The organism is Aquimarina besae (genome assembly GCF_042434905.1).
Classification (GTDB): domain Bacteria; phylum Bacteroidota; class Bacteroidia; order Flavobacteriales; family Flavobacteriaceae; genus Aquimarina.
The window spans coordinates 3,644,011-3,656,714 of sequence record NZ_CP170199.1 but is presented as its reverse complement, the minus strand read 5'-3'; the positions used below and the strand labels follow the sequence as shown (position 1 = coordinate 3,656,714).

Annotated in this window: 13 protein-coding genes; 10 read left to right on the top strand and 3 right to left on the bottom strand. The window is 34.0% G+C overall.

What is annotated here, in order from left to right; genetic code table 11:
* Positions 1 to 14: 14 nt before the first annotated feature.
* The 3 genes from ACE94K_RS16190 to ACE94K_RS16180 all read right to left on the bottom strand — a co-directional run bounded on the left by ACE94K_RS16190 (position 15) and on the right by ACE94K_RS16180 (position 3,353).
* On the bottom strand, positions 15 to 1,787 hold the full coding sequence (locus ACE94K_RS16190; protein WP_378174587.1) for a sodium:solute symporter family protein: 1,773 nt from the start codon (positions 1,785 to 1,787) through the stop codon (positions 15 to 17).
* Positions 1,788 to 1,904: 117 nt separating this feature from the next.
* Positions 1,905 to 2,426: a hypothetical protein gene (locus ACE94K_RS16185; protein WP_378174584.1), complete on the bottom strand. Its 522-nt coding sequence runs from the start codon at positions 2,424 to 2,426 to the stop codon at positions 1,905 to 1,907.
* A gap of 12 nt (positions 2,427 to 2,438) precedes the next feature.
* On the bottom strand, positions 2,439 to 3,353 hold the full coding sequence (locus tag ACE94K_RS16180) for an OmpA family protein (RefSeq protein ID WP_378174581.1): 915 nt from the start codon (positions 3,351 to 3,353) through the stop codon (positions 2,439 to 2,441).
* A gap of 335 nt (positions 3,354 to 3,688) precedes the next feature.
* Between ACE94K_RS16180 and hisG the strand changes: the two genes are divergently transcribed.
* From hisG to hisIE, 10 genes are all read left to right on the top strand, one after another.
* Positions 3,689 to 4,546, top strand: a complete 858-nt coding sequence (gene hisG, locus ACE94K_RS16175) for an ATP phosphoribosyltransferase (RefSeq protein WP_378174578.1) — start codon at positions 3,689 to 3,691, stop codon at positions 4,544 to 4,546.
* Between the two features lie 95 nt (positions 4,547 to 4,641).
* Positions 4,642 to 5,928, top strand: coding sequence for a histidinol dehydrogenase (hisD, locus tag ACE94K_RS16170; RefSeq protein WP_378174575.1), 1,287 nt, complete (start codon positions 4,642 to 4,644; stop codon positions 5,926 to 5,928).
* A 29-nt stretch (positions 5,929 to 5,957) separates the two neighbouring features.
* Positions 5,958 to 6,815, top strand: coding sequence for a DUF3667 domain-containing protein (locus tag ACE94K_RS16165; RefSeq protein ID WP_378174572.1), 858 nt, complete (start codon positions 5,958 to 5,960; stop codon positions 6,813 to 6,815).
* Between the two features lie 53 nt (positions 6,816 to 6,868).
* Positions 6,869 to 7,918, top strand: a complete 1,050-nt coding sequence (gene hisC / locus ACE94K_RS16160; protein ID WP_378174569.1) for a histidinol-phosphate transaminase — start codon at positions 6,869 to 6,871, stop codon at positions 7,916 to 7,918.
* Between the two features lie 49 nt (positions 7,919 to 7,967).
* Positions 7,968 to 9,110, top strand: coding sequence for a bifunctional histidinol-phosphatase/imidazoleglycerol-phosphate dehydratase HisB (hisB, locus tag ACE94K_RS16155; RefSeq protein ID WP_378174566.1), 1,143 nt, complete (start codon positions 7,968 to 7,970; stop codon positions 9,108 to 9,110).
* Between the two features lie 87 nt (positions 9,111 to 9,197).
* On the top strand, positions 9,198 to 9,785 hold the full coding sequence (hisH, locus tag ACE94K_RS16150) for an imidazole glycerol phosphate synthase subunit HisH (protein WP_378174563.1): 588 nt from the start codon (positions 9,198 to 9,200) through the stop codon (positions 9,783 to 9,785).
* Between the two features lie 23 nt (positions 9,786 to 9,808).
* Positions 9,809 to 10,561, top strand: coding sequence for a 1-(5-phosphoribosyl)-5-[(5-phosphoribosylamino)methylideneamino]imidazole-4-carboxamide isomerase (hisA, locus tag ACE94K_RS16145; protein ID WP_378174560.1), 753 nt, complete (start codon positions 9,809 to 9,811; stop codon positions 10,559 to 10,561).
* 49 nt (positions 10,562 to 10,610) lie between these two features.
* The gene (locus tag ACE94K_RS16140) at positions 10,611 to 11,120 is read left to right on the top strand and encodes a DinB family protein (protein ID WP_378174557.1); all 510 of its coding nucleotides are present in this window, start codon (positions 10,611 to 10,613) and stop codon (positions 11,118 to 11,120) included.
* Between the two features lie 79 nt (positions 11,121 to 11,199).
* Entirely contained in the window at positions 11,200 to 11,955 is a 756-nt protein-coding gene (hisF, locus tag ACE94K_RS16135) for an imidazole glycerol phosphate synthase subunit HisF (protein ID WP_378174554.1), read from the top strand.
* Positions 11,956 to 12,006: 51 nt separating this feature from the next.
* On the top strand, positions 12,007 to 12,603 hold the full coding sequence (gene hisIE, locus ACE94K_RS16130; RefSeq protein ID WP_378174552.1) for a bifunctional phosphoribosyl-AMP cyclohydrolase/phosphoribosyl-ATP diphosphatase HisIE: 597 nt from the start codon (positions 12,007 to 12,009) through the stop codon (positions 12,601 to 12,603).
* Positions 12,604 to 12,704: the final 101 nt, after the last annotated feature.

Below are 12,704 nucleotides of genomic sequence, written 5' to 3'. Positions count from 1 at the left end.
GATTTGATGAATACTTACTTTTTTCTAATTTTTAGTAATACTAAAACTGCTGTAATTGTAATAGCAGAAAGAATTAAGGCTCCTGTCATATTTCCGTAAATAAAATATCCTGTAGCGAATAGTGCACAATATACCAGTAAAACTCCTAATAACATAGAAGCCAGATCTACCGTGAATTTATCAGTAGTTTTATCCAAAGTGATATCGGTTTGGGCGATCTTAGATTTAAAACCGTTCCATCCAATTCCATATGGTTTTACTTTATTATAAAACTTGCTCAAAGTATTGTTATTTGTTGGTTTGGTTATCAATGTAGCCGAAATCCAACTTAGGGTAGTAAAAACGACCCCAATTACTAATTCTTGATATCCTTCAAGTCGGGAACCAAATACAGATTCGTGACCAAATTCAAACCAAAGTGCAATTACAAATGAAACAATCATACCTGTAATTTCGCTGTAGGCGTTTATGCGCCACCAAAACCATCTTAAAATAAAAATTAATCCTGTTCCGGCTCCTATTTGCAAAAGAATATTAAATGTGCTTAAAGCACTTTCTAAAGCTAATGCTATCAACGCCGCAAAAAACATTAAAATCACTGTACTTAGACGTCCAATGTTTACCAATTTTTTTTCACTTGCTTCTGGTGCAATGAATCGCTTATAAAAATCAATGGCAATATAAGAGGAGCCCCAATTTAAATGTGTTGAGATGGTACTCATAAATGCTGCAACCAACGAGGCAGCTACAAGACCCAATAGGCCACTTGGTAATTTTGTTAACATAGCAGGATAGGCCAAATCATGTCCCACGATATTTGGATCAACGGTTGGAAACGCTTCTTGTATAGACGTTAATTCTGGAAATATCACTAATGAAATTAAGGCAATCAATATCCAGGGCCAAGGTCTTAATGCATAATGTGCAATATTAAACAACAGCGTAGCTCCGATTGCGTGCTTTTCATTTTTAGCAGAAAGCATTCTTTGGGCTATATATCCGCCTCCTCCAGGTTCTGCACCGGGATACCAGACACTCCACCATTGAACAGCAATCGGTATGATTAATAATGGAATTAGAGACTTAGTATCGCTAAAATCCGGTAAGAAATTTAATTTGTCACTTACGTTGCTATGTTGCAATAAATTTGACAATCCACCAACTTCAGGGAGATTGATCAAATAGTAGGCAGCTGCTATGGATCCTACCATGGCAACTATAAACTGCAGGAAGTCAGTAAATATAACACCGCGTAAACCTCCTAACGCACTGTAAATCACTGTTATTACAGAAGCGTATAAAACGCATTGTAGTGGCGGTAACCCAAACAATATACCTCCGATCTTTATAGCTGCTAAACAAACAGAAGCCATAATCATTACATTAAAAAATACTCCAAGATAAATTGCTCTAAAACCTCTTAAAAATGCAGCAGCTTTGCCACTGTATCTAATTTCATAGAATTCTAAATCTGTTAAAACCTCAGATCTTCTCCACAATTTTGCATACACAAAAACTGTGAGCATACCGGTAAGTAAAAAAGCCCACCATACCCAATTACCAGAAATTCCGTGTTGTCTTACGATATCCGTAACAAGATTAGGAGTATCTGCAGAGAATGTGGTAGCCACCATAGAAATACCCAGCAACCACCAAGGCATATTTCTTCCTGATAGAAAGAATTCTTTGGCATTTTTACCAGATTTCTTTGAAACAGCAATTCCAATAATAGCAAAAATGATGAAAAAGGAGATAATAATGATCCAATCTAAATTAGATAATGACATAAAAGAGAGATTAGTTAGATTTCGTAAATCTAATACTTTTTTGTTATCTATTTAGATCAAAAAATAGCCTTTGTTGATGCAATGCACAAAGGCTATTTAAAAAGGTAGTAATACTTTCTATTTATTTTTCAGTTTTTCTGCCTGGGCAGTCCAGTTATCGCGCTCGATACGGCCTGGAAAAAACTGTATCAAGTCAGTCACAGTATCAATATCCTCTTTCGTAAATCTGCTTATTTGATCAAAAGTATAAATACCAATGCTGTTTAATTTCTTTTCAATAAAAGGACCAACACCACTAATCAATTTAAGATCATCTTTTTGTGATTCATCTGCTTTTCCAAAGCTATCAAAATTTAGTTTTGGTTTATCATCATCAACATCAGGTTTTGATTCGACTTCACCAGATGTGATGGCTTTAGTTGTATCATCGGTTCTAGTCGAAATAGGGGCAACGAAAGTAGTATTTGCCTTTTGGTATTTACTATTTCTAAGTTTTTCCTTTTCTCTTAAACATTGATCTAATTTTTCTTGAAATTTATTTTTAAGGCTCCATCTAGATAAAAACCACCCAAGCAAGAATGCAAGAAACAGTAATATTATTAGACATATCCAGTTTGCTTCATTTAAAAAATCTAACATAGTCGTAGTTATTTAGTTTACAATTATTTCTATTCTTCTGTTTTGTGCCCTGTTTTCTTCGGTATCATTTGGAGCAATCGGGCTTGATTCTCCTTTAGATTCAGCAGTAAGTTTTTCTAAAGCGATACCCTGTGTAGCCAGATAATTTTGAACATTTTGTGCTCTCTGCAGCCCTATAGATTGATTAGCTACCTCATCACCAACATTATCCGTGTGTCCAGTTATTAATACTTTTTTGTTAGGATATTTGATCAAATAGTTCTTAAGTTCCAAAGCGTAATTTTTTAATGTAGCATCTGGTTTAAAATCCTTAGATCCAAAATCGGAGTATAAGGTTTTATTAGCTATTCCCTTTTCAATTTCTTTCAATCTGGATTCATCTATTTTGGCAAAATTCAAAAGAATACCTCCTTTGTAATTTCCATCAGTATCGTAGTCGTAGTCATATAATTTCGCTTTAGTTACGATGCGATCTCCATTAATTCCGGCTTTTATCAATAAGTCTTTTAGATAGTTCGCTCTAGCTAGTCCAAGTTCTTTTTGATTTGTGTTCTCTGTTGCTGTTTCATATCCGTACACTAATAACTCCTGATCCTGATTTTGTCCGAGATAGCTTGCTATCTTGGCCTCAAAGCCTTGAATACCATTTGGAATATAAATGTCACCATTGATATTATTGATTCTGAGATTTTCGGGATATCTAAACACATCTGCGTTTTGGATATCCTTAGCATAAAAGCCGTGAGCTAACTCGAGACTATCTTCATAAGCCTTTTTGGCTTTTGCCTCGGCTTCGGGATCAATAGATTCTTCCATAACAGAAGATCCCTTATTTCTATCTCCAAGACACCAATTACAGGAGTAGTACCACCACATTCCCAACAAGGCGAATAAGATAAAAATAAGGAACGAAATTAAATTTTTCATATGTTGATGATTAGTGTTATTCTATTAAAGTTATAAAAATGTTTTAATTAAATTATTATGATAGAGTGATTTATGATTTGAAAAAAGATGAATAGCAAAAATTTTAGCTGAAATACATTTTAGAAAAAAAATTTTTTTATAAATTCGCACAGTATTTCAAAAGACAATGAATAATATTCTTTTACATCATCATCATTCTTACATTCTCGCCCAGGCGTGGTAAGTTGATATGTGTATAAGTAAATCATATATAATAACCCGTTTGAGCATTTTCAAACGGGTTTTTTATTTTAAAACTTGTTTTGAACTGACCAAACACAACAATAGAAAAGATAATGTCAAAAATTAAAATTGCGATTCAAAAGAGTGGAAGACTTAATGAGGATTCTGTTCAGATTTTAAAAGATTGTGGGATTTCAATCGATAACGGAAAAGACCAACTAAAAGCAGCCACCAGAAACTTCCCTATGGAAGTGATGTTCCTTCGTAATGGTGATATTCCTCAATACCTCAGAGATGGAGTGGTAGATATTGCCATCATTGGAGAAAATGTTTTAGTTGAAAAAGGTAAAGATATAGACATTGCAGAAAGATTGAATTTTTCTAAATGTAAAGTTTCTTTGGCGGTTCCTAAAGACGTTGAATATAATTCTATCAAAGACCTTGATGGAAAGAGAATTGCTACCTCGTATCCCAATACAGTAAATGAATATTTAAAAGAAAAAGGCATTACTGCTGATCTGCACCAGATTTCAGGTTCTGTAGAAATTGCCCCAAATATTGGTTTGGCTGATGCTATTTGTGATATAGTTTCCAGTGGTAGTACTTTGTTTAAGAATAATCTAAAGGAAGTTGAAGTGATGCTGACCTCAGAAGCAGTATTGGCTGTTTCTCCAAAAATTAGCGATGAAAATAGAGCTATACTAAAAAAGTTACAATTTAGAATACAGGCAGTACTGAAGGCCAGGTCTTCTAAATATGTATTGCTCAATGCTCCTAATGATAAAATTGACCGAATCGTAGATATTCTTCCGGGAATGCGAAGCCCAACCGTTCTTCCACTTGCAGAAAAAGGATGGAGCTCTATCCATACGGTGGTAGAAAAGAATAAGTTTTGGGATATTCTAGATGAACTAAAGGCTGAAGGAGCAGAAGGTATTTTGGTATGCCCAATCGAGAAAATGGTATTATGATTTTTGAAATACGAAATACGAATTACGATCTAATGAATAATTAAAACAAATACCTAAGTTCTCTCTCCTTGGAGAGAGGATTAAGGTGAGGGGTTATGAATAAAATATACAATCCAGAAAGGAATACTTGGTCAGAAATTCTAAGACGACCTACACAAACGGTGGCAGATATTGAAGACACTGTATTGAGTGTTTTTAAAGAAGTGAAAGCAGAAGGAAATAAAGCTATTAATCGATATACCAAGAAATTTGATAAGGTTTCCTTAGATTCGATATTAATCTCTGAAGAAGAAATCGATAAGGCTAAGCAATTAGTAAGCAAAGAACTTAAAGAAGCTATTGTACTTGCCAAATCTAATATTGAAGCTTTTCATGCTGCGCAAAAAACCGATAGAATATCTGTGGAAACTACAAATGGAGTTAGTTGCTGGCAGGAAAAAAGACCCATACAAAAAGTAGGATTATATATTCCCGGCGGGACAGCACCATTATTTTCTACGATATTGATGCTGGCAGTTCCTGCAAATATTGCTGGTTGTGCCGAAATAGTTCTATGCTCTCCTCCTGATACAGAAGGAAAAATCAATCCGGCTATTTTATATACTGCGAATCTTTGTGGTGTAACTAAAATTTTTAAAGTTGGAGGAATCCAGGCAATTGCCGGAATGACGTTTGGGACAGAAACTATCCCACAAGTATATAAAATTTTTGGTCCAGGAAATCAATTTGTTACTGTGGCTAAACAATTAGCTACAAAATTTGGAGTTGCTATTGATATGCCCGCTGGTCCTAGCGAGTTACTAGTAGTTGCAGATGATACAGCAAATGCTTCATTTGTCGCTTCAGACCTGCTAAGTCAGGCAGAACACGGTAAAGATAGTCAAGTGATTCTGGTATCGACTTCAAAAGAACTTATTTCAGAAGTAGAAAAAGAAGTAACGAGTCAATGTGATGTGTTACCAAGAAAGGAAATTGCAGAGGCGGCTATTGCGAATTCTAAACTGATTTATGTAGAAAGTGATGTAGAAGCATTGGAGTTAATCAACGAGTACGGTCCTGAACATTTTATAGTGTGTGTGGCAGATCAGGATTTCTATGTGGATAATATTATCAATGCAGGTTCTGTATTTATTGGTAATTACACTCCCGAAAGTGCTGGAGACTATGCCTCAGGTACGAATCATACACTACCAACTAATGGATATGCTAAACAATATAGCGGAGTAAATTTGGATAGTTTTATGAAATCTATGACATTTCAGAAAATATCAAAAGAAGGAATTAAGAGTATAGGGAATGCTATAGAGATCATGGCAGAAGCAGAAGGATTACAAGCACATAAAAATGCTGTTACTATAAGATTGAATAGTCTGAAAGATTAGATACGTTTTGGTTAATTGAATGTAAAAAGATGAGTTGTAAAAATTGTGAATATGCTTTAGCTGAAACAGCGGATTACTGTCAGGACTGTGGCGCAAAAGTTGTTACAGAAAGGCTTACCGTGAAGAGAATGTTTCTGGAATTCCTTGATAAGGTTTTTGGTTGGGATAATACGTATTTAAGAACCTTAAGAACAATGGTGGTAGCACCAGATAAAGTTGCTAAGGATTACATTGATGGAGTTCGGAAGAAATTTATGCCTCCATTTACGTTTCTTTTAATCGGTCTTACTATTGCGACGCTCGTTTTTAATTCTTTTTCAGATAAGTATACTGAGTTTTCAACTGGAATGTTTGGTGAAAGTTTTTATCGACTTCAATTTGACGGTGCTAAAGAAAAAAACGATTCCCTCAAAAATTTAGAAAGTGAAAATGAGGAGAAAGCGTTTGAAGCTTTTATGAAGGAGCAAATAGAGGGTCAAAAAAAGACGCAAGGTATACTGCTAAAATATTTTAACCTTTCCGCTTTTCTATTAATGCCGGTGTATACTTTTATAGCATTTCTAGTTTTTGGAAGAAAGAAATACAACTTTGCAGAGCATTTGGTAATTAACTGTTATGTACAAGGATTATCAATGATGACAATTACTTTTTTGTTTATAATCGCATTAATGATTCACCCGTACATATTTACGTCAAATGTTTTAATTGCAATTTTTTATTATTCATTTACTTATAAAAGGTTATGTAATCTTTCATTAGGTAGAATCTTATGGAAATTTATAAAATTCTTATTAATCTTAATAATTACATTTATAATATTTATTCTGTCAGCAGGAATTATAGTGGTCATATTAGATAAGGTTTTTGGAATAAACTTGTTAAATTAAGGTTAGAAAATTAAATATGAGATCCTGAAAGCAGTTTAGGATGATAATAGAAAATGAACAAAATACAATTCAACATAGATAGAATAACACGTGAAAACGTAAAAGGATTAAAACCGTATTCTTCAGCACGGGATGAATACGTTTCTGATGGCTCCGAAATGATTTTTCTGGATGCTAACGAAAATCCTTATGAGAACGGGGTAAATAGATATCCTGATCCTCAACAGCGCAGTTTAAAGTCTGTGTTGGCAAGTCAAAAAGGAGTTTCGTCACAAAATATACTTTTAGGAAATGGAAGTGATGAAGTATTAGATCTTTTGTTTAGAGCTTTTTGCGAACCTAAAGTAGATAACATAATTACATTGCCACCAACTTATGGAATGTACAAGGTACTAGCAAACATTAATAACATTGAGGAAAAAGAAGTGTTGCTAACCCAAAATTTTGAGCCAAATGTATCCGAGATTTTAGAAGCTGTGGATGCCAATACCAAAATTATCTTCTTATGTTCTCCCAATAACCCAACCGGCAATTCTTTTGCAGAAGATAGTATTGTCAATATTCTGGATAATTTTCAAGGGTTGGTTGTTATCGATGAAGCTTATATTGATTTTTCATCAAAAGAAAGTTGGATTAACAAAATCGAAACGTATCCAAATCTGATCATCACACAAACATTGTCTAAAGCATATGGTATGGCTGGTATCAGGTTAGGATTATGTTATGCTTCAGAAGATATCATCGCGATCCTGAACAAAATTAAACCTCCGTATAACGTTAATGAGCTTACCCAACAAAGAGCATTAGAAAGAGTAAAAAATGTAGATCAGGTAAAAGAAGAGGTGGCTAATATTTTAAAAGAAAGAAAAAAACTTACGACTGTATTGTCTGAGATTGATTTTATTGAAAAAATATATCCAACGGATGCGAATTTTATTTTAGTAAAAGTAGATAACGCCAATTTGAGATACGATCAATTATTAAAGAAAGGTATTGTTATACGTAACAGAACAACACAACCGCTTTGTGAAAACACCTTGCGACTTACCGTAGGAACAGAAATTGAAAATAACGAATTAATAAAAGCTTTAAAAGAATTATAAAAAAATCCTTATTTCTTCTGTTTGTAATGGAGGACTAGGGTAAGGGCTTATGAAAAAGAAAGTATTATTTATAGATCGAGACGGTACTTTGGTTTTAGAACCTCCCGTAGATTATCAATTGGACAGTTTGGAAAAACTGGAGTTCTATCCAAAGGTCTTTCAGTATATGGCTAAAATTGCTAATGAATTAGATTATGAATTGATAATGGTCACTAATCAAGATGGATTAGGAACAGATTCCTTTCCGGAAGATACGTTTTGGCCAGCTCATAATAAAATAATGACTGCATTCGAAAGAGAAGGTGTAGTATTTAATGCGGTTCATATTGATAAAACATTTCCACACGAAAATGCAAATACTCGAAAACCTAGAACCGGTTTGTTAACTCAGTATTTTGATAAAGAAAAGTATGATTTGGAAAACTCATTTGTTTTAGGCGATCGAATAACGGATATGGAATTGGCAAAAAACCTTGGTGCAAAAGGTATCTTTTTGTCTGAAGATCCACAACTGGGAGCAGATGAAATAGAGACTGATACAAATGCTATCGCCGAAAGTATTGCATTAACATCTACAGATTGGAAAGAGATTTATGAATTTTTAAAATTGGAAGATCGAGTAGCTGAAATTACTAGAAATACAAACGAAACTAAGATCTTTATTAAACTTAACCTAGATGGTTCTGGTAAAAATGATATCTCTACAGGGTTACATTTTTTTGATCATATGTTAGATCAGATCGGGCGTCATGGTGCAATGGATTTAACGGTTCAAGTGGATGGAGATTTACACGTGGATGAGCATCATACAATAGAAGATACAATGATTGCATTGGGAGAATTGTTTCATAAAACCTTGGGTAATAAATTAGGAATCGAACGCTATGGCTTTTGTTTGCCTATGGATGATTGCTTAGCACAGGCTGCAGTTGATTTTGGAGGTCGTCCATGGTTGGTTTGGGATGCCGATTTTAAACGGGAGAAAATAGGCGATATGCCAACAGAAATGTTTTTCCACCTTTTTAAATCATTTACAGATGGAGCTAAGTGTAATTTAAATATTAAAGCAGAAGGAGATAACGAGCATCATAAAATAGAAGGTATCTTTAAAGCGTTTGCCAAAGCTATGAAGATGGCAGTGAAAAGAGATGCTAATAAAATGTTTTTACCAAGTACGAAAGGAATACTTTAGTTAATTACGAATTAAGATAGACGAATTACGAATTAAGATCTCGTAAATCTGAAATCACAAATCTAAAATCACAAATCTAAAATCAAATTGAAAATAGTAATCATAAATTACGGGGCAGGAAATATACAATCCATCAAATTCGCAATTCGACGATTAGGGTATGAAGCGATTTTAAGCGATGATCCTGAGGAAATCAAAGCTGCGGATAAAGTTATTTTTCCTGGTGTTGGTGAGGCAAGTAGTGCTATGAAAAAACTCAGAGCCTCAGGTTTAGATACATTAGTACCTCAATTAAAGCAACCTGTTTTAGGAATTTGTTTAGGGATGCAGTTGATGTGTAGCTACACAGAAGAAGGAGATACTGAAGGATTAGGGATTTTTCATACTGATGTAGTTCGATTTAATCACGGTGTAAAAGTCCCGCAAATAGGATGGAATCAGATTGAGTCATTAAAGTCTCCATTGTTTCAAGGGGTAAAAGAAAAAGAATATATCTATTTAGTACATAGCTATTACGCACCCGTAATGGAAGAAACCATTGCCCAATCAACATATGGAGTTACTTATAGTACTGCTCTACAAAAAGATAATTTCTATGGAACCCAGTTTCACCCTGAAAAGAGTAGTGTTACAGGTTCAAAAATTCTAGAGAATTTTCTTGAATCTATCAACTAAAGACTAACAACTATTAACTAAACATGAGAATAATACCAGCAATAGATATCATAGACGGAAAATGCGTTCGCCTCTCCAAAGGAGATTATGATACTAAGAAAATATATAATGAAAACCCTTTAGAAGTTGCCAAGGAGTTTGAAGACCACGGAATTCAATATTTACATTTAGTAGATTTAGATGGAGCAAAGTCCAAACATATTGTTAATCATAAAATACTAGAGCAAATAGCGTCTAAAACAAACTTAAAAATTGATTTTGGAGGCGGTTTAAAAACCGATGAAGATTTAAAAATAGCTTTTAATAGTGGAGCGAGTCAAATTACTGGTGGTAGTATTGCTGTAAAGAATCCTGATATTTTTAAATCTTGGTTATCAAAATTTGGTAACGATAAGATTATTTTGGGAGCAGATGCACAAAATGAAAAGATTGCTGTCAGTGGTTGGTTAGAAGAAAGCGATAAAGAGTTGATTCCTTTTGTTAAAGAATATCAAAAAGAAGGAGTTTCATATGTAATCTGCACAGATATTAGTAAAGACGGAATGTTAGAAGGACCTTCGTTTGAGCTGTATAAAAAAATATTGAATCAATGCGAGGTTATAACTAACGATTCTCAAATCACTTCAAAAATTAAATTAATAGCTTCTGGAGGCATTTCAACTTTTGATGAATTACCAAAGTTGGCTGAGATTGGTTGTGAAGGAACAATTATCGGAAAAGCAATTTATGAAAACCGAATCAGTTTGAAGCAACTAGAGAATTACATTTTAAGTTAAGATACCTCACAGGTTTTAAAAACCTGTGAGGTATCTTGAAGAGGTAATTATGAATAAGGAAATAGCAAAAGAGTTTAAAGAACAAATCATCTATAGGTTAGATGAAAGTGTCAGGATGATTACTATAAGCCTTGAGCAATTGTCTGAAGACCACATCTGGAAACGGTTTAATGAGTCATCCAATAGTATAGGTAATTTGATATTACACTTATGTGGAAACATTACGCAGTATGCTATTGCGTCTCTAGGTAATCAAGAAGATAAACGTGATCGCGATGTAGAGTTTAAAGCTTCGGATGGTTTCTCTAAAGCACAGCTATTATCAAAACTTAAGAATACAGTTGAACAAGCAAAAACAACATTGTTAGACTGTTCTTTTTCAGAATTAATGAGAAAAAGAGAAGTACAAGGATTTAGTTTTTCGGGAATAGGCATCGCGATTCATGTAACAGAACATTTATCATATCATACGGGACAGATAGCTTTTTGGACAAAACAATTGAAAAACAAAGATTTAGGTTTTTATGATGGTATAGACCTTAATATTAAAAATGAATAAGTAATTAGTGGTTGTCAAATAGTATACAGTACATAAATAATCAAGCAACAACTAATAACTATAAACTATTAACAAAGAAATGCTGACAAAAAGAATTATACCTTGTTTAGATATCAAAAATGGGCGTACCGTAAAGGGAGTTAATTTTGTTGATTTAAGGGATGCAGGTGATCCTGTAGAGTTAGCTGATGCCTATTCTAAAGCAGGAGCTGATGAATTAGTGTTTTTAGATATCTCTGCCACCGAAGAAAGGAGAAAAACATTAGCGAACTTAGTATTGCACGTTGCAGAAAAAGTAAATATACCTTTTACTGTTGGTGGAGGGATTTCATCTATCGAAGATGTTGATATTTTGCTTCAGAATGGAGCAGATAAAGTATCCGTAAATTCATCCGCTGTGAAAAACCCACAGTTGATTAATGATTTAGCGGGAAAATTCGGAAGCCAATGCATTACCGTTGCAATAGATGCCAAGCAAATTAATGGCGAGTGGAAAGTGCATTTGGTAGGAGGAAAAGTACCAACAGAGCTTGATTTATTCGAATGGGCAAAAGAAGTGGAAGATAGAGGGGCAGGAGAAATTTTGTTTACATCTATGGATAATGATGGGACCAAAGACGGTTTTGCAAATGATGCTTTAGCTAGATTATCAGAGGAGTTGAATATTCCGATTATAGCCTCTGGTGGTGCAGGAAATATCCAACACTTTGTAGACACCTTTAAAGAAGGTAAAGCAGATGCGGCTCTTGCGGCGAGTGTTTTTCATTTCAAAGAAATAGAAATAAAAGATTTAAAAAAGGAATTACGATCAAACGACATTCCAGTAAGATTATAAACGATTTGTCTTTCAAGCGGAGGCTGGAATCTAAAAGCTAGTAATAGAATAATGGAAATAAATTTTAATAAAAACAACGACGGACTTGTTCCTGCAATTATTCAAGATGCAACTACCAAAAATGTTTTGATGCTGGGTTATATGAATGCAGATGCCTATCAGAAAACGTTAGATACAAAAAAGGTTACCTTTTTTAGTAGAACCAAAAACAGGTTGTGGACAAAAGGTGAGGAGAGCGGAAATTTCCTAAATCTAGTGGAGATTAAGAATGATTGTGATAAAGATACGTTGCTGATAACAGTTGATCCTGTCGGTCCGACTTGTCATAAAGGGTCAGATACCTGCTGGAACGAAAGTAACGAACAGTCTTTTGGTTTTCTTACGAAACTGGAAAACACGATACAAAATAGAAAGGAAAATCAAGATGATGAAAAGTCCTATGTGGCTTCATTGTTTAGAAAAGGAATTAATAAAGTAGCTCAAAAGGTTGGAGAAGAAGCTGTAGAAGTGGTTATAGAGGCTAAAGATGATAACGAAAAATTGTTCTTAGACGAAAGTGCAGATCTGCTTTTTCATTATTTGATCTTGCTCCAGGCAAAAGGGTATAAGCTCAATGATATTGTAGAAGTTTTAAAATCAAGAGGATAAATACACATAGGTGTGTTGTGAATTCAATATGTTTTTTATCGTTTAATCTGGTTTAATTAACATTTTTTTATAGTTTTGCCAACTTTTAAATATTCTATGTC